The 25,128-nt window shown below is 67.7% G+C and carries 24 protein-coding genes; 7 read left to right on the top strand and 17 right to left on the bottom strand.

Going from position 1 to position 25,128, the window contains the following annotated elements:
• Window positions 1-164: 164 nt before the first annotated feature.
• Window positions 165-836, top strand: a complete 672-nt coding sequence (locus ACQEVO_RS18055) for a molybdopterin-dependent oxidoreductase (protein ID WP_432914733.1) — start codon at window positions 165-167, stop codon at window positions 834-836.
• A 279-nt stretch (window positions 837-1,115) separates the two neighbouring features.
• On the opposite strand, the gene ACQEVO_RS18050 is transcribed toward ACQEVO_RS18055, so the two are convergent.
• From ACQEVO_RS18050 to ACQEVO_RS18035, 4 genes are all read right to left on the bottom strand, one after another.
• Window positions 1,116-1,652 (bottom strand): hypothetical protein, encoded by a 537-nt coding sequence (locus tag ACQEVO_RS18050; RefSeq protein ID WP_432914730.1) that lies wholly within the window; start codon window positions 1,650-1,652, stop codon window positions 1,116-1,118.
• An 8-nt stretch (window positions 1,653-1,660) separates the two neighbouring features.
• A complete protein-coding gene (locus ACQEVO_RS18045; protein WP_432914728.1) occupies window positions 1,661-2,785 on the bottom strand; it encodes a DUF6973 domain-containing protein in 1,125 nt (374 codons plus the stop codon).
• Between the two features lie 79 nt (window positions 2,786-2,864).
• Window positions 2,865-3,185: a hypothetical protein gene (locus ACQEVO_RS18040; protein ID WP_432914725.1), complete on the bottom strand. Its 321-nt coding sequence runs from the start codon at window positions 3,183-3,185 to the stop codon at window positions 2,865-2,867.
• Between the two features lie 83 nt (window positions 3,186-3,268).
• On the bottom strand, window positions 3,269-3,472 hold the full coding sequence (locus ACQEVO_RS18035) for a hypothetical protein (protein ID WP_432914722.1): 204 nt from the start codon (window positions 3,470-3,472) through the stop codon (window positions 3,269-3,271).
• A gap of 269 nt (window positions 3,473-3,741) precedes the next feature.
• Here ACQEVO_RS18035 and ACQEVO_RS18030 point away from each other — a divergent pair, with 269 nt between their 5' ends.
• Entirely contained in the window at window positions 3,742-4,596 is an 855-nt protein-coding gene (locus tag ACQEVO_RS18030; protein ID WP_432914719.1) for a hypothetical protein, read from the top strand.
• A gap of 90 nt (window positions 4,597-4,686) precedes the next feature.
• On the opposite strand, the gene ACQEVO_RS18025 is transcribed toward ACQEVO_RS18030, so the two are convergent.
• Entirely contained in the window at window positions 4,687-5,502 is an 816-nt protein-coding gene (locus tag ACQEVO_RS18025; protein ID WP_432914716.1) for a TioE family transcriptional regulator, read from the bottom strand.
• 80 nt (window positions 5,503-5,582) lie between these two features.
• Here ACQEVO_RS18025 and ACQEVO_RS18020 point away from each other — a divergent pair, with 80 nt between their 5' ends.
• On the top strand, window positions 5,583-6,776 hold the full coding sequence (locus ACQEVO_RS18020; RefSeq protein WP_432914713.1) for an erythromycin esterase family protein: 1,194 nt from the start codon (window positions 5,583-5,585) through the stop codon (window positions 6,774-6,776).
• Between the two features lie 288 nt (window positions 6,777-7,064).
• Here the strand turns inward: ACQEVO_RS18020 and ACQEVO_RS18015 are convergent, their stop codons facing one another.
• The 9 genes from ACQEVO_RS18015 to ACQEVO_RS17975 form a co-directional block, all read right to left on the bottom strand.
• Window positions 7,065-7,805 carry an SCO6745 family protein gene (locus tag ACQEVO_RS18015; protein WP_432914710.1) on the bottom strand — a complete coding sequence of 247 codons (741 nt, stop codon included), beginning with the start codon at window positions 7,803-7,805 and terminating at the stop codon, window positions 7,065-7,067.
• Between the two features lie 143 nt (window positions 7,806-7,948).
• Entirely contained in the window at window positions 7,949-8,596 is a 648-nt protein-coding gene (locus ACQEVO_RS18010; RefSeq protein ID WP_432914707.1) for a hypothetical protein, read from the bottom strand.
• A 141-nt stretch (window positions 8,597-8,737) separates the two neighbouring features.
• Window positions 8,738-9,997: an amidohydrolase family protein gene (locus ACQEVO_RS18005; protein WP_432914704.1), complete on the bottom strand. Its 1,260-nt coding sequence runs from the start codon at window positions 9,995-9,997 to the stop codon at window positions 8,738-8,740.
• Window positions 9,998-10,255: 258 nt separating this feature from the next.
• Window positions 10,256-11,644 (bottom strand): amidohydrolase family protein, encoded by a 1,389-nt coding sequence (locus ACQEVO_RS18000; protein WP_432914701.1) that lies wholly within the window; start codon window positions 11,642-11,644, stop codon window positions 10,256-10,258.
• Complete coding sequence (locus ACQEVO_RS17995) at window positions 11,638-13,035, bottom strand: CoA transferase (RefSeq protein WP_432914698.1); 1,398 nt, start codon at window positions 13,033-13,035, stop codon at window positions 11,638-11,640. Before ACQEVO_RS17995 ends, ACQEVO_RS18000 begins: the two co-directional genes overlap by 7 nt.
• 461 nt (window positions 13,036-13,496) lie before the next feature.
• Window positions 13,497-14,597, bottom strand: coding sequence for an enoyl-CoA hydratase-related protein (locus tag ACQEVO_RS17990; RefSeq protein ID WP_432914695.1), 1,101 nt, complete (start codon window positions 14,595-14,597; stop codon window positions 13,497-13,499).
• Window positions 14,598-14,662: 65 nt separating this feature from the next.
• A complete protein-coding gene (locus tag ACQEVO_RS17985; protein ID WP_432914692.1) occupies window positions 14,663-16,090 on the bottom strand; it encodes a FadD3 family acyl-CoA ligase in 1,428 nt (475 codons plus the stop codon).
• 11 nt (window positions 16,091-16,101) lie between these two features.
• Window positions 16,102-17,298 carry an amidohydrolase family protein gene (locus ACQEVO_RS17980; protein WP_432914690.1) on the bottom strand — a complete coding sequence of 399 codons (1,197 nt, stop codon included), beginning with the start codon at window positions 17,296-17,298 and terminating at the stop codon, window positions 16,102-16,104.
• A gap of 35 nt (window positions 17,299-17,333) precedes the next feature.
• Complete coding sequence (locus ACQEVO_RS17975) at window positions 17,334-18,917, bottom strand: AMP-binding protein (protein WP_432914688.1); 1,584 nt, start codon at window positions 18,915-18,917, stop codon at window positions 17,334-17,336.
• 93 nt (window positions 18,918-19,010) lie between these two features.
• Between ACQEVO_RS17975 and ACQEVO_RS17970 the strand changes: the two genes are divergently transcribed.
• Window positions 19,011-19,727, top strand: a complete 717-nt coding sequence (locus ACQEVO_RS17970; RefSeq protein WP_432914685.1) for an enoyl-CoA hydratase/isomerase family protein — start codon at window positions 19,011-19,013, stop codon at window positions 19,725-19,727.
• A 95-nt stretch (window positions 19,728-19,822) separates the two neighbouring features.
• Here the strand turns inward: ACQEVO_RS17970 and ACQEVO_RS17965 are convergent, their stop codons facing one another.
• Window positions 19,823-20,407 (bottom strand): TetR/AcrR family transcriptional regulator, encoded by a 585-nt coding sequence (locus ACQEVO_RS17965; protein ID WP_432914682.1) that lies wholly within the window; start codon window positions 20,405-20,407, stop codon window positions 19,823-19,825.
• Window positions 20,408-20,825: 418 nt separating this feature from the next.
• On the opposite strand from ACQEVO_RS17965, the gene ACQEVO_RS17960 reads away from it, so the two are divergent.
• The 3 genes from ACQEVO_RS17960 to ACQEVO_RS17950 all read left to right on the top strand — a co-directional run bounded on the left by ACQEVO_RS17960 (window position 20,826) and on the right by ACQEVO_RS17950 (window position 23,259).
• The gene (locus ACQEVO_RS17960) at window positions 20,826-22,094 is read left to right on the top strand and encodes a cytochrome P450 (protein ID WP_432914680.1); all 1,269 of its coding nucleotides are present in this window, start codon (window positions 20,826-20,828) and stop codon (window positions 22,092-22,094) included.
• Between the two features lie 62 nt (window positions 22,095-22,156).
• Window positions 22,157-22,993 (top strand): mycofactocin-coupled SDR family oxidoreductase, encoded by an 837-nt coding sequence (locus ACQEVO_RS17955; RefSeq protein ID WP_432914677.1) that lies wholly within the window; start codon window positions 22,157-22,159, stop codon window positions 22,991-22,993.
• A gap of 89 nt (window positions 22,994-23,082) precedes the next feature.
• Window positions 23,083-23,259, top strand: coding sequence for a hypothetical protein (locus tag ACQEVO_RS17950; RefSeq protein WP_432914674.1), 177 nt, complete (start codon window positions 23,083-23,085; stop codon window positions 23,257-23,259).
• A gap of 16 nt (window positions 23,260-23,275) precedes the next feature.
• Here the strand turns inward: ACQEVO_RS17950 and ACQEVO_RS17945 are convergent, their stop codons facing one another.
• Together ACQEVO_RS17945 and ACQEVO_RS17940 are read right to left on the bottom strand one after the other, a co-directional pair.
• Window positions 23,276-24,172 (bottom strand): serine hydrolase, encoded by an 897-nt coding sequence (locus ACQEVO_RS17945; protein ID WP_432914672.1) that lies wholly within the window; start codon window positions 24,170-24,172, stop codon window positions 23,276-23,278.
• Window positions 24,169-25,044, bottom strand: a complete 876-nt coding sequence (locus ACQEVO_RS17940; protein WP_432922756.1) for a LysR family transcriptional regulator — start codon at window positions 25,042-25,044, stop codon at window positions 24,169-24,171. Before ACQEVO_RS17940 ends, ACQEVO_RS17945 begins: the two co-directional genes overlap by 4 nt.
• Window positions 25,045-25,128 lie beyond the last annotated feature (84 nt).

The following is a 25,128-nucleotide window of genomic DNA, read 5'->3' as shown; positions in this document are numbered from 1 at the left end:
ACGACTCGGTGGTCGCGACCGCCTGACGCGGCAGCTTCTCGACGCCTTTCGGTATCCCGGGGTTGTGGGTTGGCGCACGCTGTGAGCTTTCTTGCTGCGCAACAGATGGATCGGCCAGTACGCTGCAGGAGTTATACGGGGCCGTATAACTACAGGAGGTCGGTATGGCACTCCCACCGGGGCAGCGTGCTGTCGAGGGTTTTCCGCGCTTCGGCACCCATCTGCATCGTCCGCCGCCGGCGGTCCCCGACAATCCGGTGATCGAACTCGCCGGCGTCCTGACCGAGCCGCGCACGCTGCCGGTGGCCGACCTCGCCACCATGCCGAGACGGGAGATCGACGCCGATTTCCACTGTGTCGCGGGGTGGTCGGCGACGGGACTGCGTTGGGAAGGGGTCCCGTTCGAGACGTTCTATCGAACGCAGGTCGAGCCGCTGCTCGAACCCGGCGCGGTGATCGGTTATCTCGTTTTCGAAGGTCTCGACGGCTATCGGTCCGGCGTAGCGATCGACGATGTCATGGCCGAGGATGTGCTCATCGCCGACCGACTCGACGGACGGCCGCTCGACAGCGATCACGGCACACCGGTGCGGCTGGTCAGTCCTGGTCAGTATGGCTACGTCAATACGAAACACCTCTGCCGCATCGAATTCCACACCTCGCAACCGCCCATCTCCGACCGCTGGTCGCCGCTCGCTTCGCACCCGCGAGCGCGGGTGTGGCACGAAGAACGCCACCGTTACCTCCCCGGCCGGGTCGTGCGTCCGGTCTACCGGGCGCTGATCGGGCCGATCCGCGCACTGAGTGCCCGCGGCAGCCGCGCCCGGCCGCGCTGACCGCCGCTCTGTTGAGGATCCGGCTCGCCGATCCCACGACGGCCGGATTCATCGATTCGGCGTGGTGGCCGGGTCGGGAGGTGGGCCAGTTCGGCGTCGCGGATATCGGGGGCGCGGTAGATGCGGTAGCCCGTGGCGGTACGTTCGGCGGCGGGGAGAAATCCGTTGACCTCGACAGCCTTCGGGCGGTTCACTGGCTACCTCGAGGCCCGGCCGGTCACTCTTGCAGACCAACCTGGGCGAGATGTCGGAGTTGCTGCGTACCAGCTATCTCAGGATCTACTCGGGCGGGAGCAAGTACAAACCGTTCGGGGTGAGAACTTCGTGGCGCTCGACAACCGGAGGCTTTCTGTTGATGAAAAAGAGCCTTTCGGGGCCGGTATACCGCACAGTCTGAACGGGTGTTGCACCGTCCATGAAGAGGTACACCCCTTCCGAAGTTCCCTCAGTCCACCCGACTTCAGTGCTGAGCCCATCCCAGCAAATGGAACTACTTCCCGCCCAGGAATTGAGCATATCGATGGTGGCATGGTCGGGAACATCGATCATCCGGTCCCAGCTCCCTTGCCAGCCCGCGACAGCTGTGATGGCGTCTAGCGTGGTGGGCTCGGACGCTGAGGCGGCCCGATCTGCCTCGGCATTGAAAGGTTCGGCAGGGACCAGTACTTCCCTAGAGGCCCAGAGGTCGAATTCGGTTCCGACGCATGGGGTGTCTTCGCTCGGGCCCGTCCCGAGTGCCTCGCGAACCAACGAGCAGCCGCTCGCGAGCATCGAAATGCAGGTTATGACCGCAACAAGCGTGTATTTTCCCTTCATCTCCTGGCCTAATCCTTCCGAGGGAGCGGTATGTCTACACCCGAGGTCTGCTTTGTCCCGGTTTCGGCCACCTGGTTGCTCCAGGTGATAACCGGGGTCCCTTCAAGGTCTCCAGTTGGCGGCGCAAGTACAAGTGCGTTCCCTTTGTCTATTTCATTCTTGATAAGTTGCTGCAATTCCTCTGGTGAAGCATCTGGGTTGGCGGCGCCTATCTCTCGTCCGAGTTGGTTGTTGAACAAGTCCATCGCTTCGCGATTCGGCGGGTTGCCGCCGCTCTTTTCGTGAGAGATACCGTACATCTCGGTCCACTCGGGGCCGAATCGTTGCGCCATGAGTGCATTCCAGTATGCGTGACGGAACGCATCACCGTGGCCGTCGTCCACAGATTGTGGATAGACCTGGATTGCAGCTTCTTGAGCTTGCTGCGTCATCTCGAACTGGTCGACGATTCCGGCGTAGTCCTTCTTTGCGAGCAGCATCGACATCACGGCGATCTCTTCGGTGCTGAGCATCTGCGGTTGCAGGCCCGGCTTTATGCGCTGGAGTGCTTCGAGTTCCAATCCGGTCGGCCATAGTTGCAGATCGCCGACCGATGAGTCGGTCTGGTAGTCCTCGAGGATCCTCGCAAGTTCCGGGTCGCTCGGTTTGGCGACGAGGGCGGTTTTCACGGAGTCCGACAGCTTCTCGAGTAGAGTTGCGAACTTCGCCCCGCCTTCCAAGTCCGCTTCCAGGATCTTGGTGAGTGCCCCTTGTATCGTGATTTCGTAGGACATTTCGGCGGATTCTTTAGCGGTAACAGCGGCGGGCCCGAAAGGGAAGAATTCTGTCGCTATTTCCCAGTTGGACCGGCGTGAATCGACGGTACCGTCATGGTTGACGTACAGTTCCCAGCGGGATGACTCGACCTCTTCTTTTGTGTCCCGGATGGTCTGGATTTCGGGGGCGATCGTATCGGCCAGACGGGTGGCCAGTTTTGCCATTTCATCGAGGATGTCGGCGGTGTTGAAGGTGTCGTTGCGGTCGATCCGTGCCCGATCGCGGCGGCGGTTCCGGCTTCGCTGTCGAAGAAATCCTGTGAGGTGTCGATCTTCTTCGACGCTGCCTCGGCCTCGCGATCCACGGTTTGGGAACATTGGGTCATTTTGAACGCGGTGTCACGAACGTGGTGAATCTGCCAGCTCAGTACTTCATCGATGGTCAAGGGTTTCCGGCTCATCGGGGTCCTGTCTGTTCGAGGCCTTCCCCGGCGCCCTCTACATTGCTGGCAATATTCTGATCGGTGGCTTCGAAAGAGGCGGCTTGCCGATCGAGTTCGTCGGCGAACCAGGTCTGCCGGCCCGCGTGATACTGCACAACCCTGTCCATGGCCTTGAGCGATTCTTCGATTTTGACTGCGAGGTCGGAGTTGTCCATTTGGTCGCGGGCGGCATCACGGCTTGCTTTCGCTATCGGTGCCACGCCGTTGATGGTCGTGGCGTGCGCCCGGAGTTCGACGGCCAGTGCTCGCATCTTGGCGGGGTCGAGATTCGTCATCAGCGCAGGTGGTTTCGTTCGGTGGCACCTTCACCGGTGCCGTTGAAAGTCCGCTCGGCCGTTGCCGTAGCTTCCGCTAACGCCTACCGGTGGGTATCGGCGATGACTTTTGCCAGGTGGTCCGGGCCGTCGTCCATGGCGTAGTCGGCGAGCCAGATCTTGGTGATGCGGCCCGCTACATCGGTTTCGATGTGGACGCTGCCGTCCCGAGATCGGATCGAGCCGCGGATTTCGGCCAGTTTCGCGTTGATCCGGGCTATCTCCGCGGCCCGGTCACTGCTGTTCACTCGTTCTCCCCTTTGCCCCCGGCGAACCGCGCCACTCGGGTGCCGTCCAGTTCGGTCGCGAACATCCTTGCACACCCGGTTCGGGAGCTGCGGGGCCAGAGCGGCCCGGGGCGAGTGGCGAGGGACGAACCGGACAGCCGTAGGCGCGGAGTGGATTTCGCGGTAACTGTGGAAAGACGCCCCGCGGAGGGAGAGTCACTGTGGTCGAGGTGACATCGCACCGGTACGGTTTTCAGTTCGGCACCGTTCTCGCCAGAAGGAAGTGGCGTGTGGGCTTCGACGTGCGCCCGGTGAATTTCGAACTGTACAGACTGGATGCCGGGCAGGCGTGGGGTTATCCGCCGGACGAGCCGTGGCAGGTTGCCGAAGCGGAACTGTGGGCCGGCTCTCGCGATTGTCACGCGCCTGTCGTGATCGAGGCGACCGCGGGTGAGGTGGCCCTCTGGTCGAGGGCGGAGGTGCGAGCGCGCCGGGGGCTCGGTGAGGCCGCGGCGCGGCTTCTTCGGGATCATGGACTGCATATCGCCGAAGCGAATGGCTGGGTCTCGGTACAGCGGGTAATCGGGTGGCGAGCGGCGGGGCGCCGGTTGAACTACCGCGGATTGCGGCGGTCGTTCGTCGAATTCCGAGAGCGGGTGCGGTACCTCGACGAGGAATACCGGCCCGTCCGAGAGGCGATCGCGGCGCGGCTGCAGGAGCGGGAAGCACGCCGGCGTGCGGCGGCTCGGGAAAGTGCCGAGCGGAGTGCCCGGGAACTCGAACGGATCCGGGCGGTGTCGGCAGCAGCCCGGTGGAGTTACCGCATCGACGAGCAGGAACGGGTGGTCCACGTTTTTCACGCGGACGATTCGTCGCTGAGTACTCGCGCGTTGGCGGAGAAGCTGCAGGAAACCTACGGTCGCGCGGGCGGCTATACCGTGGGCTGGGATGACAACGACCGCCGGGAAATCGAACGGGAAACCGGCGTAACTTTCGAGTTCTGGTGGCGGGCAGTCACCGCGAGCCGATGGGCTGATTCGCGGCATATCCCGAGTCCGCGGTCCGCGAACCGGCACACCACCGCACATACCGGCTTCGGAATCGACAGTGGAAGCGGCGGCCACGGCTGCGGCGGAGGCTTCTGAACTCCGCGCCGCCGGCTGTGGAGGCCGACCGCAGAGGAACGGCGCCCACCGAGCAGTGGTGTCGCGGTGAGAAAATGGGTACGTCCTCGGTCATTCGACCATCGCCGACGCGTGCCGCCCGGTGCCACGGCTCCCGGCCGGATGCACGGCCTCCTGAGGGCAGGGTTCCGGATGAGGTGTGGGCGGTGCGGCCGCGTCGGGGAGAAGGGGCAGGTAACGACCGAGTAGACCGGCTGCTTTGAGCATCGCGACGCCCCGTGCGGTGAGCTTGTGCTGCCAGCCGTCGAGGGCGGCGGCCAGTGCTTGGGTGCCGCCGGCTGTGCGGATCTGTTCGACCACGGTGGCGATATGGGACAGCGGGTAGCCGCCGCGGCGGAGTAGGTGGGCCAGTTCGGCGTCGCGGATATCGGGGGAGCGGTAGATGCGGTAGCCGGTGGCGGGGTCGCGGACGGGGGTGAGGATGCCGGCGGTTTCCCATTTGCGCAGGGTCGCGGGGGTGACGCGGAGGTGGTGGGCGAGTTCGCCCACGGTACGGGCGGCGGGGGTCGGTGCGCCGGTCGTGGTGGTGGGAGACTCGGTGGTGAGGTGACCGATCGCTTTGCGTACCGCGTCGAGGGTTTCGCGGTCGCGGAGTAGCTGCTGGTGGCCGCGGTCGATGAGTTCGAGGGCGTGGTCGAGTTCGCCCGCGTGCAGTTCGGTCATGATGTGGCTGGCGAGGGCGTGGTCGTACGCGGCGACGAGGGACAGGTAGGCGCGCAGGGCGGCGGCGTGGGCTTCGGTGTAGATGCGGTAGCCGCTGGCGGTGCGATCGGCGGCGGGGAGGAATCCGTCGCGTTCGTAGTTCCGGACGGCCTGGGTGGAGAGGCCGTGCTCGCGGGCGAGGTCGGCCGGGCGGAGGGCGTGCATCGGTTTGAAACTCCTACTGATCGAACTGGTGTATCTCTCCGAAAAGTATCAACCGAGGTTTCAAAGATACGATTCAAGAAATGACCTTCGATACACGGACCCTCGGACTCGGCACCGCCGAACTGCTGGGTTTCGGGGAACCGACCCACCTGGAACCTGCCTTCGCCTGGACCCGCAACGACCTGTTCGCCGAACTGGCCGGCCGCTTCCGGTCCATCGCCCTCGAAACCGATCGCGTGGCCGCACTGGCCGTCGACGAGTACGTCCGGCACGGTGCCGGCACGCTCGAAAGCGCGATGGCGGAAGGCTTCTCGCACGGCTTCGGGGAGCTGGACGCGAACCGGCAGTTGGTCGCGTGGATGCGGGAATACAACGAGCACCGCCCCGCGGAGGAGCGGCTGGCATTCCACGGATTCGACGCATCCCTCGAGACCATGAATGTGCCCAGCCCGCGCCGCTACCTCGAATACGTACGCGACTACCTGGGCCTCGACTACGACCTGGCCGCACTTGCCGGCGCGGACGACCGCTGGCACCGCACCGAGGCGGTGCTGGACCCGGCCGAATCGCCCGGCGCGACCACCGAGGCAGCAGCTCTGCGTGGGTACGCCGACGAGATGGACATCGACCTCCACACCCGGGCGCCGGAGCTGATGGCGAAAACCTCGCGCGCCGACTGGTTCCGGGCCGAAACTCACCTCCGAGCCGGTCTGGGTCTGCTGACCTACCACAAGCAGGCGGCGTCGCAGGCCGAACAGGAGGCGCGGTGGACCCGCATGTGCGCCACCCGCGATGTGCTGATGGCCCAGAACCTTCTCGATATCCGGCGTATCGAGGCCGGGCGCGGCGCGACGCTGGTGTTCGCCCACAACCTGCACCTGCAGCGCAACCGGAGTCATATGCGGATGGGCGAGATGAACCTCGACTGGTACAGCGCGGGTGCGATCATCGGGTCGATGGTGGGTTCGCGGTACTCGGTCGTCATCGGCAGTCTGGGCCGGGACGAAACCATCGGCCTGCCGGAACCCGCGGCCGGCACCTACGAAAGTTTCCTGCAAAGCAGGATCGCCGCCCGGGATTTCATCGGGCCCGGCGAGCTTCCTGCCGCTGCTCGGCGAACCGACCACACATCCGCCCACGGCTACTTTCCGCTCGACGGCGCGACGGTACAAGCGGCCGATGCGGTCCTGCACATCCATGACGGTGCCGTCATCCGAAGTTCGGGCCGGGACGAAGTGTCGGTCGAGCGGCCGGCGAACGCGGATCGCGGATAGTTCCCGGCAGTCCCTCGTTCGCTACGCGAATCGCCCGGCGGCGACCCCACATGCCCGTCCTTGCGCGCGGCCGTCGAGTGGGGCTGCGCGCGTGGGAGTAAAGGCGGCCGGGTGTACCGGGACGCGGGCGTGTGCGGCACGACCATTGTCGTGGTCGAACCCACTGCCGCATGCCGGGAACTCATGCGCCTGACCAGCCCGTCGTGCGGTTTGCCCGGGCTCGGGATATGTCCGGCGGGCCGGCCGGCGCATCGTGGCCAGGGTTCGGAGTCGGTCGCTGCTGGTGGTTCAGCGGGCGAAGGTCGCGGCGTGGGCGGCGGCGACCAGCCTGACGAGATCGGCGGCCGCGGCGTCGTCGAGGACCGCGAAGGCCGGGGCGATGAGTTGGTCGGTCACCGCCTCGGCCTGTTTCCAGGCGGCGCGGACCTCGTCGGTGATCTCCTCGAACGGCTCGGGCCAGCCGTACCAGCGGGCCTGCCCGGGGCCGTCGTTGAGCGGGGAGCCGGAGATCAATACGGCCTGCAGCGGGGTGATGCCGGAGGCGCGGACGGCCAGCAGGTGCAGTCCGCCGCGTAGTTCGCGCAGCACGTGGGCGAGTTGCATGACCCGGGCGCCCGGATCGGCGGGCAGCGGCATCGCCCGCCAGCCCGCGAACAGCGGCACCCCGGCGGGATCGGCCGCCGCGGCCACCGCTTCCAGCAGCTCCGCGAGCCGCGGCGCTTCCTCGAACGCACCGAGTTTGCGGCGGCCGAACTCCTGGCAGGCCTGTGCGTAGCGTTGCGCGGCTTTCTCGGCGGGCATCGGCACCGATTCCCATGCCGTGCGAACGGAGTGCCCGGGGAAGAACCCGAACGCCGCGGTGACCACATCGGCGTCCACCTCGCCGAGCACCCCGCCGCGGCCGCGGGTGTAGGGGCCGAAGAATTCGTCGATACCGGTTTCGGCGGCGTAGGTGCGTGCCTCCCGGGAGAACATGAACCCGCCGCCGAGTTCCTGGATATGCCTGTTCACTGTGGCGCCGACCGACATTCGGGTTCCCTCTCGTCTTGTTGCTCGCAGTCACCGTAACCGGTTCTTACGGTGTATGGAAGGGGCTCGCGGACCGCGACGCATCCACGCCGTCCGCCGCGCGGGGGCGGGTCGCGGTGTCACCGGTTCGGGTACCGCCCGGCTCAGACGAGGGCGGCTCGGGTGTGCGCGTAGGCGATGACGTCCTCGGTGTAGGCCGACGGTTCGCGGCCGGCGGAACATGCCCGGAGTTGCCGGACGGCATCATCGAGTTCCGGTCCGGGGCCGCGGCCGGCGAGCAGGACGACGATCGTCTCCCAGGTGCCGATGTGTGGATCGGCTTGCGCGACGAGTTCGTCGAGGTAGCGGTCGGGTTCCACGAGTTGGAGCGCGCGGCGTGCGTAGGCGTGGATCCGCCGGGGGAGTTCCGCGCGGACGGCGTCGAGATCCGCCGGCGGGACGTGCCCGTCCGGGCCGGAGCGCAGGCACCACGGCTCGCCCGCCAGGCCGTGCGTGGGGAGCAGGTCGGGGCCGGTGGCCTCCTCCGCCGGGATCGGCGGCAGGCCCAGCCGGGCATTGCGCCAGTTGCCGAAATCCCACCAGGCGGCCGGGGTCGCGCTCAGAAACAGATCGAATCGGAGCACCTGTTGTCCGTCGGCCCAGGTGCGAGTGGCCCGGGTACGCCCGACCGCCGCGACCCCACCCGGCTCGACTCGCACCCATCGGGGATCACTCCCGTCGAAACCGTACGGCTCCAGCAACTTCTGCGTTTCGCGCAGCAGGCGGCGTAGCGCCGGATCGGGTTTGACCATCCCGGCAGATTATCGAGCCGGTCCGACAGGTTCACACCGCCCGGCCGGATACGCCACCGCCCCCGGGCTCTTCTGGAGCCCGGGGGCGGGGATCGGCGAATGCGAGAGGGCGGATGAGGGTTGCCCCCTCGCGCGCGCTGATCAGCTCGCGTGCTTGGCGGCGTAGCGGTCCGCGTACTCCTGGCGGGTGGTGGTGGACAGGTCCACATCGGCGGCCTTGGCGCGCAACGCGCCGACCGTGGCCTCTTCGCGGGTCTGGTGGGCGAAGGGATCCCAGTTCAGCCAGCGGCAGGCGTTCTGCCAGGTGATCTTGTCGATATCGGAGTCGTCGGCGCCGGCCCCTTCGAGTTCGCTCAGCACGAACTCCGGGGCGCCCGGCCACAGCGAATCCGAATGCGGGTAATCGCATTCCCAGGCGATGTTGTCGATACCGATCTCGTGGCGGAGTTTCAGCGAGGTCGGGTCGGTGACGTAGCAGGCCATGACATGCTCCCGGAACACCTGGCTCGGCATTTTGCCGCCGAAATCGCGGCGCAGCCAGCGCTGGTTGGTGTAGTGCCGGTCGGAGCGGTCCAGGAAGAACGGAATCCACCCGACGCCGCCCTCGGACATCGCGACCTTCAGCTTCGGGTAGGTGCGGAAGGCCGGACCCCACAGCAGATCCTGGACGCCGATCAGGGAAATGCTGGGCGCGAGGACCATGAGATTGTCGATCGGGGCGTCCGGTGCCAGTTTGAGTACGCCGAAGCCCTGCCCGATATGCAGGTTCATCACGGTGTCGTTGTCGCAGAGCGCCTGGAACACCGGGCCCCAATAGTCCATATCGTGGTAGCTGGGCAGGCCGTCGATATGCGGCAGCTCCGGCATGGTCACCGAACGGCAGCCCTTGGCGGCGAGACGGTTGATCTCGTTCACGGCCAGCTGCGGCTCCCACAGCGGCAGGATGCCGATCGGGATGAACCGGCCGGGGTAGGCGCCCGCCCACTCCTCGATATGCCAGTCGTTGTAGGCGGAGATCATGGCGACGGTGATCTCGTCCATTCCGCCGCGGCTCAGATGCCCGGCGCTGAAACCGGTGAAGGTGGGGAAACACATGGAGCCGAGGACGCCGTTGGCGTCCATATCGCGGACCCGGTCGTGGATGTCGTAGACGGCCGGGCGCATCTCGGCGTAGCCGGCGGGATCGTAGCCCCATTCCTCGGGCGGCCAGGAGACGACCGCGTTGAGGCCGGTGACACCGGTGGGCCGGTCCCGGTAGATCCAGCGATCGATGCCGTTCTCGTCGACGACGACCTTGGGTACGTACTCGGCGTATTTCTTCGGCACGTGGTTGTCGAACATATCGCGCGGTTCGACCACGTGGTCGTCGATGCTCACCAGAATCATGTCGTCGATATTCACCGGACTCCTCGCTGTTCATGGTCGACGCCGGGCGCACCCGGACCGAATGAGATCGAAGATCTCTGTAAATGAGAATCGCGCTCTCTTTTCGGTTGACGATACACCTTTCCCGGCCTCCCGGTCGAGAAGATCGAAGGTTCCGGATTTGCCGCTGTCGCCCGGCGGACGCGCTCGCGAACCCGAGGTTCCGGACCGCAGGCCGAGCCCGGCGCACGCGCGTGTTCCGGGCCGTTCGACGGTGAAGGTGACGTGCTCCGGTTATGTGTCCGGCGCGTAGTGAACCGGTTCGCCCGCGACGATCGTGGCGGTTACGAGTGAGCGGTCCGGGACGTCGATCTCGGCCGGCGGAAACCGCAGTAGTACGAGGTCGGCGGCCGACCCCGGCGATACTGTGCGGGAAATCGCGGGTTGACCGGCGCGGCCGAGGAACAGTGATATCGCCTGGACCAGCGTGAGTTCTTCGGTGCCGGCGGATCCGGGCCGGGGGCCGATTGCCGCGCGCACGACCCGCCAGGGATCGGGATCACCGAAGGGTGCATCGGTTCCGGCCGCGAGCGGCACCCCCGCGGCCCGCAGCGACCCCAGCCGCCACAGATCCGGCCGGTCCTCGGCCGCGATCTCCTCGGCGTATTGCGTGGCCCGCTCGACCGGGAAATGAGGCTGCGTCACCACGGTCACCCCGCGGTCGCGCAACCAGGCCATGATGTCGGGTGAGATCAGGGCGCCGTGTTCGATCCGATCCCCGGGCACGACCCCGGCGGTATCGAGGGCGGCCATCGTGAGCGCCAGTTGCACCCGGGTCACACAGTGCACCGCCACCGGGCGGCCCTCGGCATGTGTCGCACGAATCCGGTCGGCGAAGTCGCCCAGATCGGGCAATGTGGTGTCGTCGAGCAGGAATTTGGTGGCGCCCACAGTGAATCGGCCGACAGCGGGCGGCGTGATCCCGGGTGGGGCCATACACCGCAAGCGCTGGCGGATCGTGGAATTCGCGACCAGTTGCGCGAAATCGTCGATATCGGGTTCGGTGAGATTCGGAGTGGCGTCGGTGTATCCGGTGATCCCGGCCTCGGCCGCCGCCGCGCTGATCGCACCGAGATCGGAAACCGTCGCGGGCACACGGTTTCCGAGCCAGGAATCCATCCGCCAGAGCCGCCCGGTCGGGCGGCCGGTGCCATCGCGTTCGATGCCGTCGAGCGGGCAGTCCGCGAGAGCGACGGCCCGGCAGGCCGCCGAATTCAGTACCCAGAGGGCGCCTGTGCGGTGCTGAACCCGGACCGGTCGGTCGGGCACCAGGCGATCGAGTACCGAACGATCCAGCGCGCCCGCCACCGACTCGTGGTATCCCACGGCGCGCAGCCAGCGCTCCGGCGGCAGGCCGGTATCGGCCCGGCGCAGGGACGCGGCGAAATCGGCGGCGGTATGCACATGCGGTGGCCCAGCCCGTACCGAATCCCGTTGCGCCGCCAGCGCCCGTAGATGGATGTGGTGATCGTGGAAACCGGGTAGCAACCAGCCGCCGCGGGCATCGATATCGTCCTCGCCGGGTAGCGGCCGCAAACCGGTCCCGCACTCGGTGATCCGCTCGCTGCGCCACCGCACATCGGTGTGGGCGCTGCCGAAAACCGTGGCGTTGCGGATCAGCACGGCGCCGCGCCCGCCGCACCGGAGGAACCACCGGCGTCGCCGCTCGAGTCGCCGGCCGGGCGAGAACACGCCCCGGGAGTTGTGTCGAGGGAACGCTCGCCCGCACAGGTGTGCGAGCTTTCGGATGGACCAGCGGCGCCGGTGGAGCCTGGGCCGCCGGGAGGCACGAGGCCGGCGTTCGCGCCGGCGCTGTGATCTGTGCCCTCGGCGGAGAAGGGGTTTTTGCCGAGTACGCCGGGGCTATCCGAGGCCCGGGGTGGGAGTACGGGCTGCCGGTCTCCGGTATTCGCGCAGTGCACAACCCAGCCGGTGTGGGTCCGCGTGACCGGATGCGGTCCGTGGTCGAGCGGGGGAGCAGCGGCGAATGCCGCGGCAGTATCGCGCATCGACAGGTCGAGTAGGACGCCCCCACCCGCCGCGACGGCGGCCGTCACCGCGAGGGCGCCGCAGACACCGGAGAGTGGGTCGGCGACGGCATCCGCGCAGAACACCGGGCCGCCACCGGCCCAGCCGACCAACCCGCCGGCCACCGCCGCATCGTCACCGAACGCCACCCGCATCGGCTCGGTGCGCCCATATCCGGTAATGCTCAGCCACACCTTCCCAGGACGGTGCGTGCGCTGTTCCGGGCCGAGACCGTATTGCGCCAGCGCCCGCGGCCGGGACGCCTCTAGCACGATATCGGCCCGGTCCAGGAGTCCGGCCAGTTCGCTGCGCCCGGCGGTGGACCGGAAATCCACGGTCCGGAATTCGTGGCCGTCGTGCAACCAATCGAAGAAACGCGCATCGGCGCGGGCGCCGTCGGGGCGGTGCGGGCTTTCGACCTTCACCACCTCGGCTCCGGCCGAGCCGAGGATCCGGGCGGTCAGCGGGCCGGCCCACATCGAGGTCAGGTCCACGACGAGTTTGCCGGTCAGCCCGGTTGGGGGTGTGGGATCCGCGATTCGCGTTACCCGCCAAGGTATGGGTGTGCGGGCTGGATCGACCGGCAGGGCCGCACCGGGGACGCCCAGGAGCTGCGCGCGGTCGGCCAGATCAGCGGCCGTCATCGACTGTGTCGCGTGGGCCAGTACGTCCCACGGATCGCCGGGCCGGTCGTCGCCGACGATGGCGGGGACCGAGGCGATATCGTCGGGCCGGGACAGCGTGACCGCGCACCATCCGTCCGCTGCCCGAAGTAGCCGGGTGGCGCCACCGGCCGACCGGCGTCCGGCCCGCTGATAGCCCGACCACGCGGCGCGCAGACCGAGGACAGTCGCGGGATCGAGCGCGACGCGACGGCCCTGGCATGCGGTCAGGCCTTCCAATGTGTGCAGCACCGTCCCGAGCAATGCGTAGGTGCGGGCGGGGGAGACATCGGGCGGTCCGTCGGCGGCACCTGTGAGGTCCATGGCACCGGACGCGGCCCAGGCCAACGCCGGGCACCGCGCGTCCGGCGCAGCCGGGGAATTCGCCGGAAAGCCGTCGAGTCCGCGGAGCCAATCCCGAACGACACCGGTCGCGGTGACCGGTACCTTCAGTCCAGGGCGCCACCGGGCGGGAACCCATTCGGCACGGGTTGTCGCCGCAGCACCCGGGCACCTGCCGGGGCCGTATCGCGCGGGCTCCTCGCCTGCCTCCTCGCCGGCGGATGCGGCGCCGCCGGGCGAGGGCCGATCGACAGTGGCTGAGGCGGCGCGGTCGGCCGTTCGGCAGCCGTCCGCCGGGCATGATTCCAGTACGGCGTCCCTGGTGTGCAGGTACCGGTCGCGGGGCCTCCCACCGGCGGTGAGATCCGGCTGTCCGTGGGTGAACCGTTCGTCCGGACGGGTTGCCGATGGCGCGGACGGCGTACCGGCAGTGGAGGATTCGCTCATTGCGCTGCTCCGGCGATCCGGTCCACCAGGCCCCAGCGCAGCGTGGTCTCGGCGTCGATGCGGCTGCCGGTGAGCATGAGCCAGGCCGCCCGCCAGCGGCCGATGCGCCGGGTGACGCTCACCGTGCCACCGGCGCCCGGGATCAGTCCCATCGCGACCTCGGGGAAGGCGATGAATGTGGAGGGGGCGGCGACGACGGTGCCGCCGAATGCGGCCATCTCGGCGCCGGCGCCGATACAGCCGCCGTGCATGCGGACGGTGAGCCGGTCGGCGATGCGGTCCATCACCCGCCACGGCGCGCGATCGAGCCGGGCGAGGTAGGCGGCCACCGGATCGTCGGAGGTGCCGAATTCGGCGAGGTCGCCGCCGCTGCAGAACGACGGCCCCGCGCCGGAGAGTTCCACTTCGGTGATTGTGGGATCGAGTTGGGCGGGCAGCAGCGCCGCGAGGAGGTCTTCGCGGAGCCGGAAGCTCAGGGCGTTGCGGCGCCGGGGATGGTCGAGTACGACCGAGTACCGGGTGCCGTCGCGGTGCGCGCGGACGAGGTCGCCCGGCGGCGGGGCGACCGGGCGGGCGGTGCCGCGGTCGTCGAGCCAGCGCCGGAATTCCCGGCCGGCCAGCAGCATCGAGAACACCGCCGCCTCGGCAGCGAGACCGTCGGTGGTATCGAGCCCGGGGGTCTGCCGAAGCAGACGTGCGCAGGCGATCGCGGCCTGGGGATTGTGTTGCACCGCTGCCCAGACGTGGCCGACGGCGGTATCGAGATCGCCGACCACGACGAGCTCAGGCCATTCGGCATATTCGGCCCGGGTGAGGGTGAATGTCAGCGCGCGCACGAGGTCGCGCAGGCGCGGCTCCGGTGCGCCACCCAGCACGCCGACGACCGGTGCCACGGATTCCCGGCAGCGTTGCGCGAACCGCGTGATCTCGGCCGGCTCGGATTCGCGCAGACCGTCGAGATCCAGCAGGATCAGTGGGCGTGCCGGAACCCCCGCCGGGGAGAGTTCGAGTTCCAGCGCTACCTCGAACTCGGCCGCGGACGTGAACCGCGCGCCGTCTCCGGCGGTGGGTTCGGTGCTGACGGTGCGGCCGCTCATTTCTGCTTTCTACCAGCCGCGCTGTCCGGGCGGTCGGACAGCCGCCCGATCAGCGCAGCCGATGGTCAGCGCAGCTGATCCTTCTGCACTTTCCCGGTGGCGTTGAGCGGCAGTTCGTCGAGGAACACCACCGAGCGCGGCACCTTGTACCCGGCCATGCGTTCCTTGCTCCACGCGATCAGTTCGTCCGCGCCGACCTCGCCGCGGGCCACCACGAACGCCTTGCCGACCTGACCGAGCCGTTCGTCGGGCACCCCGATCACCGCGACCTGGGAGACCGCCGGATGTTCCAGCAGGAACCCTTCGATCTCGGCCGGGTAGGCGTTGAACCCACCGACGATGTACATATCCTTCTTGCGCCCGATCACCTTCAACCGGCCGCCTTCGTCGAGACTGCCCAGGTCGCCGGTGTGCAGCCAGCCGTCGGCGTCGATGGCGGCGGCGGTGCCCTCGGGGTCGTCGAGGTAGCCCTGCATCACGCTGTAACCGCGGATGAGTACTTCCCCGTCGTCGGCGATACGCAGTTCTATCCCGTCGCAGGCAGTGCCGGCGGTGGTGGCGATCTGTTCGAAGGTGTCGCCGGGCCGCGACGCGGTGGCCGTGCCGGCTTCGGTGAGACCGTAGCCGGTCATGATCGACTGGAACGGCAGTTCCTCGCGGACCCGCCGGATCAGGTCGACCGGGATATCGGCCGCCCCGGTGACCGCGGCCCGCAGGGACGAAATATCGCGGGTGCCGTCGTATTCGAGCAGGGAGTGGTAGAGCGTCGGCGGGCCGGGCAGCATGGTGACCCGTTCGGTTTCCACCAGTTCGAGCACCTTGCCGACGTCGAAAACCGGTACCGGCAGCATGGTGGCGCCGCGGATCAGCGACGAGACGATACCTGCCTTCAACCCGAAGGTGTGGAAGAACGGATTCACCATCAGGTAGCGATCGCCCTCGCGGAGATCGGCCAGATCGCACCATTCCGCGTAGAGCCGCAGCGTCTGCAGATGGTTCATCATCACGCCCTTGGGGCGCCCGGTGGTGCCCGAGGTGTAGATGATGTCGGCGATATCGGTGCCGGCCACCTCGCGTTCGAACGGCGCCCCGCTGCCGAGGAAATCCGATTTCAGGTCGAAGACCGGTACGCCGGGCGGCGCCGGATAGTCCCCGCCGAGGAACCCCTTCTGCACCAGCAGCGCCTTGGCGCCGCTGCGCCGGATCACATCGGCGGCTTCCTCGGCCTTGAACCGGGTGTTCACCGGGACCAGCACGCCGCCCGCGGTGAGCAGTCCGAGTGCGGCGACGATCCATTCCGCGGAGTTGGGCGCCCAGATGGCCGCCCGGTCGCCCTTGCCGATCCCGGCGTCGGCGAAGGAGCCCGCGGCCCGGCGGATCCGGTCCGCGAGTTCTGTGTAGGTCAACCGCAGGTCCCCGTCCACCACCGCTTCGGCGTCACCGAAGCGGTCGGCGGTGGACAGGGCCAACTGCGGAATGGTTTCCCAGGTCATCCGTCGGCTCGCTAGACCTTCAGCAACCGTGAGAGGTTGCCGCCCATGATCTTGGCCTGCTTCTCCTGCGGCATATCCTTGATCTCGTTGATGTAGCGCGCCGGCTCGGACAGGCCCTCCGGGTGCGGCCAGTCGGAGCCGAAGAGCACATGGTCTTCGCCCATCACCTGCGAGAGGCGTTCCAGATCCTCTTCCCAGAACGGGCTGACATACAGGCTCCGTTTGATGGCCTCGACCGGATCCTGGAAGCCGAAGCCCTCCGGGGCCTTCTTGTAGACATCCGACAGCTGCTGCAGCAGCGGTTCCAGCCAGGCCGAACCGTTCTCGATCACGGCGATCTTCAGATCGGGGAAGCGGTACATCGCACCGTGGCACACCCAGGACGCGACCGCGTCGGTGACCGGGCGCCACTGGTTGGTCATCGCGAAGGTGTTGGTCTGGAAGGGGAGCATCTCCTTGTCGCTACCGTCCCATTCGGCGTCGTAGCGCGAATAGCCGCTGTCCGAGGAGTGCATGGTGACCAGTACGTCGAGTTCCTGGACCCGCTTCCAGAACGGATCGAACTCCGGCAGTGCGAACGAACGCATGCCCTTGTAGCCGGGCACCGGGGCCGGGCGCACCAGGATGGCCTTGGCGCCGTGTTCGACGACGGCCCAGTTCAATTCGTCGATCGCGCGTTCGACGATCGGCAGGGTGATCACCGGGACGGTGAAGATGCGGCCGGAGTGGACGAAGCTGCCGTCCTGGCCCCAGTCGTCGAGCATCCAGCGGTTCAGCGATTCGATCACCGCGTGGATCAGCTCGGGATGGTGGCGCATCCGCTCCTCGACCAGGCTGGCCAGGGTCGGGAACATGAGCGCGCGCTGCAACTGCAGGTCGTCCATCACCTGCAGGCGTGCCTCCGGGTTACGGAAGGCGTCGATCGCCTTCATCGACTTGCCGAAGATCTCGCGCCGGCTCTTGCCCTCGGGGTTGCCGTGCTTGAAGTAATCCTCCATCGCGCCCGGCCGGGCCACGACCTCGAAAGTGGGGTTGGGGATGTACTCGCTGATCTGACCGAGGACCGCGATCTTGGTGCGGCCGTTGATCTCGACGTACTGGATCGCGCCGCTGTACTTCTCCGGCAGGTGCCGGGTGAGCGCTTCCTTGGTCTCGTAGAGGTGGTTGTCCGCGTCGAAGAGCTGGTAGGGCAGATCGACCTTGCTCATGGAATCCTCCTTGGCTATTTATGAGAATCGTATTCTCATTGTGGTTCGGCCGCAACGGCCTCGTTGCCGGTCGCGGTGGCGTCCTCGCGTGCCGCGGCCAGATCCCGCCGGATGGCGAACTTCTGGATCTTTCCGCTGGGAGTCCGCGGGAAGTCGGGGACGATATGCAGTTCTTCCGGCCATTTCTGCTTGGCGAGCCCGGCTCGTTCGAAATGGGCACGCAGGGCGTCCAGGTCCGGTTCCGGATGGCTGGGCAGGCACCGCACGACCGCGGCGGTCCGTTCACCGAGCCGCGGGTCGGGGACGGCGACGGCCACCCCCTCCGCTACGCCGGGCAGGGTGAGCAGCACCTCCTCGACCTCCAGCGCGCTCACGTTCTCGCCGCCGCGGATGATGATGTCGGATTTACGGTCGGTGATGGTCAGATAGCCGTCGGCATCGAGGACGCCGATATCGCCGGTGTGGTACCAGCCCTCGGAATCGAAGGCGCGGGCGGTGAGGTCGGGATCGGTGTAGCCGAGGCACAGATCCGGGCCCCGGCTGATGATTTCGCCGTCGTCGGCCAGCCGGAATTCCACCCCGGGCAGTGCGTTGCCGTCGGTGAACATCCGCTTGTCCGCGGGTGCGGTGGCCAGTGAGCCGGTGATCGACGGATGTTCGGTGCTGCCGTAGGAGCGGAAGACGGTGATGCCCAGGCTCTCCAGCCGCTTGCTCACCGCGGCCGGGACCGCCGCGCCGCCGAGTCCGGCGTAGCGCAGCTGCGCCAGGTGGGCGGGTTTGTAGTCGGGGTGGTCGAGCAGGCTGGTGACGAAATAGCTGACCCCGCCGCCGACGCAGATGTTCTCGGTTTCCATCAGTTCGAGCACCCAGCCCGGATCCCAGGTATCGAGCAGGTGGATCGGCGCGCCGTCGAGAACGGGGATGAGCAGGGCGTTGAGCATGCCGATGAAATGGCCCACCGGCGCCGAGGTGAGTTGATCGCCGCGATCGGGCGGGTACATGCCGGCCAGCTGCCGGACCTCGTAGCCCAGGGTGTTGTGGCTGTGCACCACGCCCTTGGGTGCGCGGGTGGTGCCGGAGGTGAATGCGATACAGGCGGGGCTGTCGGGATCGGTGGTCAGGACGCCGGCCAGCGGTTCGGGGTCGAGCAACTCCTCGAAATCCCGGCCGACCACACCCACCACCGGGACCGCGGCGCACAGTTGCGGGTCGAATTCGTTGTAGCCGAAGCGCTCACAGGTGATGAACGCCTTCGGCGCCACCGCGCCCAGGATGTAGCCGAGCTCTTTGCGGCCGTAGAAATGCGCGATGGGTACGACGGTGGTGCCCAGCAGCGCGGACGCCCAGTAGGTGGCGGCCGCCTCCATCCAGTTCGGGAGCTGGAAGGCGACGATATCGCCGGGGCCCACGCCGCGCCGGCGCAACCCGGCCGCCAGTCGCCGGGCGATCAGTTCCACCTCGGCGAAGGTGCCGGTGTACGGGCGGGTCCGGGAATGCACCGTGAAGATCGCTTCCGGTGCCTCGGCCAGGCTGCGGGCCAGCAGTTCGCCGAGTGTCTCATCGGCCCACCAGCCCGCCTCGCGATAGCGAAGGGCCAGTTCGGGGGGAACTTTGCGCATATATCGAACTCCCGATCCGCGCGCCGGAAACCAGCGGGAAAGTATATGGTTCTCTAGTCAAGAGAATCATATTTCCGTCGAGGAGAACAAGTCGTGATCGAGCTCGAAGTAGCGGACGGTCTGGCCGTCGTCACCATCAACCGCCCGCACGCGCGCAATGCCATCGCGCTCGACACGATGGACGAGCTGGACTCCGCGATCGACGGGGCGGCCGGCGCGCGGGCGCTGGTGATCACCGGCGCGGGCGACAAGGCGTTCGTCTCCGGCGGCGACCTCAAGGAACTCGCGGCGCTGCGCACCCACGAGCAGGCGGCCGCGATGGCGAACCGGATGCGGCAGGTATGCGATAAGCTCGCCGGCTTCCCCGGGCCGGTGATCGCCGCGCTCAACGGGCATGCGCTGGGGGGCGGAGCGGAGGTCGCCGTGGCGGCGGATATCCGGATCGCGGCCGACGATATCAAGATCGGTTTCAATCAGGTCGCGCTCGCCATCATGCCCGCCTGGGGCGGTGCCGAACGGCTCACGCGGCTGGTCGGGCGCAGCCGGGCGCTGCTGCTGGCGGGGTCGGGGGAGATTCTCACCGCGCCCACCGCGGAACGGCTCGGGCTGGTCGACCGGGTACTGCCCCGGGCGGAATTCGAAGCGGGCTGGCGGTCGCTGGCCCGGGCGCTGGCGAATCCGTCGGCGGGTGAGATCAAGCGAGTGATCGACGGGGCGAGCCCGGAAGAAGCGGTGGATGCCTTCGCGAAGTTATGGGTGTCCGACGCGCATTGGGCGGCGGCGGACCGGGTTATGAATCGCGGTAGATGAACCGGCCCCCGCGCCGCCCGGCGGATACGGGCCGTTCTCGCTCCGTCGCCGCGAATGCGGCCGGATCGGAGGTGGCGGCGCGCTCGGGAATATGCCTACGGGCCCGGCTCGAGCAGGTCGATCTCGCGTTCGGCGAACGCGAAGGTTTCGGCGTGCCCGGCGGTCATTCCGAGGGCCTGTTCGAGGACCACCATCCGGGCCGCGCTGGTCATCAGCACCGACAGCACCTCGGCGGGGAAGCGGCCGGTATCGACCCCGTACCCCTCGAGCATCCGGCCCAGCGCCTCGGTCTGGGCCGCGCGGAACTGTTCGGAGTACCGCACCACCTCGGCGCGGATGGCCGGTTTGTGATTGGCCAGGGCGACGAACTCCATGGTGAACCGGGCGGCGGTGGCATCGGTGCCGAAGGCCCACAGCGCGTGCAGCGGGCGGTCGGATTTCAGGACCTGCGACAGCGCCTCGAGTCCCTGGTCGGCGCGGCGGCGGAACATCTCGAGGAACAGTTCGTCCATCGAGCGGAAGTAGTAGTGCACCAGCTGTGGTTTGAGGCCGGCGTGTTCGGCGATGCGCCGGGAGGTCACGGCCGCCCAACCCTGTTCGAGCATCAGCTGTTCGGCGGCGTCCATCAGGACACCGCGGTTCTTGGCATCGGGTGCGCCGAGCCGGCGGGGTGTTGACATGGTCGTGTCTCCTCCTGGATATCCGCGCGGCCGTGGTGGTCTCGAGATCACCGGGGATGGTATCCCGCCACCAGCGACTGTTGACGTCCGCGTGCCGCGCATGCTAAGCATGTGCTCAGCATCACACCTGAGCGGTCGCTCAGCAAGGGTCGTTCCGGATCGGCTCCGGGCAGTGGCGTCCGTGGGTGAGATGTGTTCCGGCGCAAGGCATGAGAGTCCAGCGGGTGGTCGCGAACGATCGCCGCGCAGGACCCCGCTCATGCCCGATGGACAGGGAGGTTGCCGTGGGCGTACAGGGCTCCTCCACGCGCCGCGAGCGGCGTATTTCGGCGGCCCGAGTGGGCAGCTGGACGGCCGAGCCGTATCAACCGGTGATCCGCGGTTGACAACAAGACTCTGTTGATATCAGGAGGTTCCCGTGACCGATTTCGATACGGTCGACTACTTCACCGACCCCGCACTGGTGCCCGACCCGCACCCCTACTACGACCATCTGCGGGCAAAATGCCCGGTGACCAAAGAGCCCAACTACGGGGTGTACGCGGTCACCGGCTATCAGGAAGCCAACGACGTCCTGCGCGATTCGGACTCCTTCTCCTCGTGCATCGCCGTGGGCGGGCCGTTCCCGCCGCTGCCGTTCACGCCCGAAGGTGACGACATCACCGCCCAGATCGCCGCGCATCGCACCGAACTGCCGATGTACGAACATATGGTCACCATGGACCCGCCGGAGCACACCGATGCCCGGTCGCTGCTGAACAGGCTGCTCGTCCCTTCCCGGTTGAAGGAGAACGAGGAGTTCATGTGGAAGCTGGCCGATAAACAGCTCGACGAATTCATCGACGACGGCAAATGTGAATTCCTCGGCGCCTACGCCAAGGTCTTCACGCTGTTGGTGATCGCGGATCTGCTCGGTGTTCCCGAGGAATATCACGAGGAACTGCGCATCAACCTGGCCGGTGGGCCGACCGTGGGTTCGATCGAGAAGGAGATCGTGCCCGTCAACCCGCTGGAATGGCTGGACAACCTGTTCAGCGAGCTGATCTCCGACCGGCGGCGCAACCCGCAGGACGATGTGCTGACCTCGCTGGCCGGCGCGAAATACCCGGATGGTTCGACACCTGAGGTCACCGAGGTCGTCCGCACCGCGACCTTCCTCTTCGCCGCGGGTCAGGAGACCACCGCCAAACTGCTCGGCAGTGCCATGCAGTTCCTGATCACCCGCCCCGACCTGCAGGACGTGCTGCGCGCGGACCGCAGCAAGATCCCCGTCTTCATCGAGGAGACCCTGCGGATGCAGGCACCGGTGAAGAGCGGTTTCCGGCTCGCGAAGAAGGCCGTGGAAGTCGGCGATGTGCCGCTGAGCGCGGGCGATCTGGTGATGGTGTGCCCCGGTGCCGCCAACCGTGACCCGCGGCGTTTCGAGAACCCGCACGAATTCGATCTCGACCGCCCGAACTTCCGCGAGCACATGGCTTTCGGGCGCGGTGTGCACACCTGCCCGGGCAGCCCGCTCGCGCGGGTGGAGGGCCGGGTCTCGCTGGAACGGATCCTGGATCGGATGCTCGATATCCGGGTGGATCCGGAAAAGCACGGTTCCGCGGACAATCCGGTGTTCCAGTTCGAGCCGACCTTCATCCTGCGCGGCCTGACCGAACTGCACATCACTTTCACGCCGAATTCCTGAAAAAGCGTATCCAGCAACGCAAGCCGGCAGGTTGCGCTGCCGCAACGAGAAATGAGGAAGACATGACCGGACGGGTCGAAGGAAAGGTCGCGTTCATCACGGGCGCGGCCCGCGGCCAGGGCCGCAGCCATGCTGTGCGGCTGGCCGAAGAGGGCGCCGACATCATCGCCATCGATATCTGTAAACCGATCGAAACGGCCGAGATCCCGCCGGCGACACCGGCCGACCTCGCCGAAACCGCGGAACTCGTCAAGGCCACCGGCCGCAAGATCGTCACCGCCGAGGTCGACGTCCGCGACGCCGACGGGCTGAAGGAATCCCTCGCCGAGGGGGTCGGCAAGCTCGGGCGTCTCGACATCATCGTCGCGAACGCCGGTATCGCCAGCGGCGGCGACACCCTCGCCGAGACCGACGAGAACGTCTGGCAGGAAACGATCGATATCAACCTCAGCGGTGTGTGGAAATCGGTGAAAGCCGGTATCCCGCACATCCTCGAGGGCGGCCGGGGCGGTTCCATCGTGCTCACCAGCTCGGTCGGCGGTCTGAAGGCCTACCCGCAGACGGGGCACTACGTCTCCGCCAAACACGGTGTCGTCGGCCTGATGCGCGCCTTCGCGGTGGAACTGGGCCAGCACATGATCCGGGTCAACTCGGTGCACCCCACGCACGTGAGCACCGCCATGATCATGAACGAGAAGACGTTCCAGATGTTCCGCCCCGATCTGGAGAACCCGACCGCCGACGATATGGCGCCGATCTGCCAGATGTTCCACACCCTGCCCGTGCCGTGGGTGGACCCGATCGATATCAGCAACGCCGTGCTCTACCTGGCCTCCGACGAAGCCCGCTACCTCACCGGCGTCACCCTGCCGGTGGACTGCGGGTCCATGCTCAAATAGAGACGCCGCTCCGGTGTAACCGGCCTGCTCCGGCCGGTTGCACCGTACGGCCCCCAGGGCCACTGGCCCGGGAGGAAAGTGCCATCGCGATGGTGCGAGCATTCGCGCCGGAGGCTACACACGGGCGGCTCCCGGAGGGCGTCCACCCGCTCTATCCCGCGAACTATCTGCTGGCCGGTAAGTGGTCGCCGGACGGTTGTGAGCGGATCACCATCGACTTCCCGTTTGCGATCGACATCCCGTGGTCGGAGCTCGAGGAGTTCTGACGTCGGCCGCCGGTGGTCAGTCGTGGGGGAGGGCGCGGCGTAGTTCGGTGACTGCCATCCGGGCCGCTTCGGCGATGGCGGCGTCGACGGCGGGCAGGGCCGGGTCGGCGCGGGCGGCGCGGGTGAAGACCGCGACGGCGACCGGATATTCGCCGGGGAATTCCACCACCGCGACCTCGTTGCGGATGATGCCGATGGTTCCCGTTTTCCCGGCCACCGAGACCGCGCGATGCGGGAAACCGGCGGCTACCCGATGCGGCCAGACCTGGCGGCGCATCACCGAACGCGCGAATTCCGTCTGTTCCGCCGACAGCACCTCACCGCGCCACAGTGCCGACAGCAGCCGGGTCATCTCCTCCGGCGTGGTCGCGCTGGTGTACGCGGGATCGTAGGCGGCGACCGTCCACGCCTCGTCGTTGTCGGCCAGCGCCGCGAACGCCTCCACCGTGCTGTGGGTATCGGTATCCGCGACGAGACTGCGCTGGATATCGGCGGTACCGCCGACCAGCCGGGTCCGGGTGAGGCCGTGTGCTGCCAGCAGCTCGTGTACGTCGGCGAGACCGATTTCGCCCAGCAGCAGATCGGCCGCGGCGTTGTCGGATACCGTCATCATCGAGGTCGCCAGGTCGCGGCGGCTCATGGTGACCGGGTCGTGCAGGGCGGAGATCCCGGTGGGCCCGGGGGTGCATTCGGCGGGGACGAGGGTCAGCCGCTCCAGCGGATCGACCCGGCCCGCGTCCACCGCGCGGCAGTACGCGAGCAGCAGCGGGAGTTTGTACACCGACGCCGTCACCACGCGTTCGGTGCCGCCGATCGACACCTCCTCGCTGCTTCCGTCACACCGGCGGGCATGCAGCCGGCCGGTGCAGCCCGCGTCGGCGAATACCGCGCGAATCCGGTCCGTGGCGGTCACCGCAGGCGTTCCCGGTAGAGCACACCGTCCAAGGCGTTCGCCTGCTCCTCCGCCCCGGCGCGGTGGATCACCCGGCAGCGCAGCGCCACCGCCTGCGGCGCCATCCGTAACCAGGCGACGCCCGGCAGATCGGACGGCGGGGTCGTGGTGAGACCGAAACTGGTGCCGGCGGCCACCGCCGCGAGCACCGACCGATCGTCGTGGACGGTGACAGTCGGTGCGTCCAGGCCGCGTTCCCGCAGCAGATCCCGGACCGTATCGGAGGCCGGGGGATTGGCGGCCCGCGGGTAGGCCGCGTACGTCAGGTCGGCGAGCATCGGGAACACCGGGCGCTCGGTCGCGGCGCTGCGATGCTCGGCCGGGACGACGATCCAGCGCGGCAGTTTCACCACCGGCCGCGCTTCCACGCCCTCGACCAGCGCCGGATGTTCGATCACCGCGACATCGCACAACCCCGACCGCACGGCCGATACCAGGTCGACGGTGGCGGCAACCGTGGTGGAGACCGCGTCACCGCCGTTCTTCTCGGTGCGCAGCGCGGTGACACACGCCGTGAGAAGCCGGTCGGGGAGCGCGGTGGTCGCGCCCCAGTGCACGGTGCCGCGGGTGCGGGCGATGCGCTGGGCCTCGGCCAGCAGCCGCTGTGCGTCGTCGACCAGCAGCCGCGCCCGCGGAAGTAGTTGCCGGCCGGCCGCGGTGAGCACCGCGCCCTGCCGGGTCCGGTGGATGAGTTCGACCCCCAGCTGCGACTCCAGCCGCCGCAATCCCTGCGAGAGTGGCGGCTGGGTCATATCGAGAACCGTGGCCGCCCGCCCGAAATGGCCCTCGTCCGCGATGGCGACGAAATAGCCCAGGTGGCGGATCAGGTCCATAGCCATATTGAACCAGCGGGCCGACGGGCCGCCGTCCAACTGCGGTTTCAGCGGCTCCATCGCGGACAGAAACCTGCTCCGAAC

This window comes from Nocardia sp. CA-290969 (assembly GCF_050936135.1).
In the GTDB taxonomy this organism is placed as follows: Bacteria; Actinomycetota; Actinomycetes; order Mycobacteriales; family Mycobacteriaceae; genus Nocardia.
This window is presented reverse-complemented; position numbering and strand designations above follow the sequence as displayed.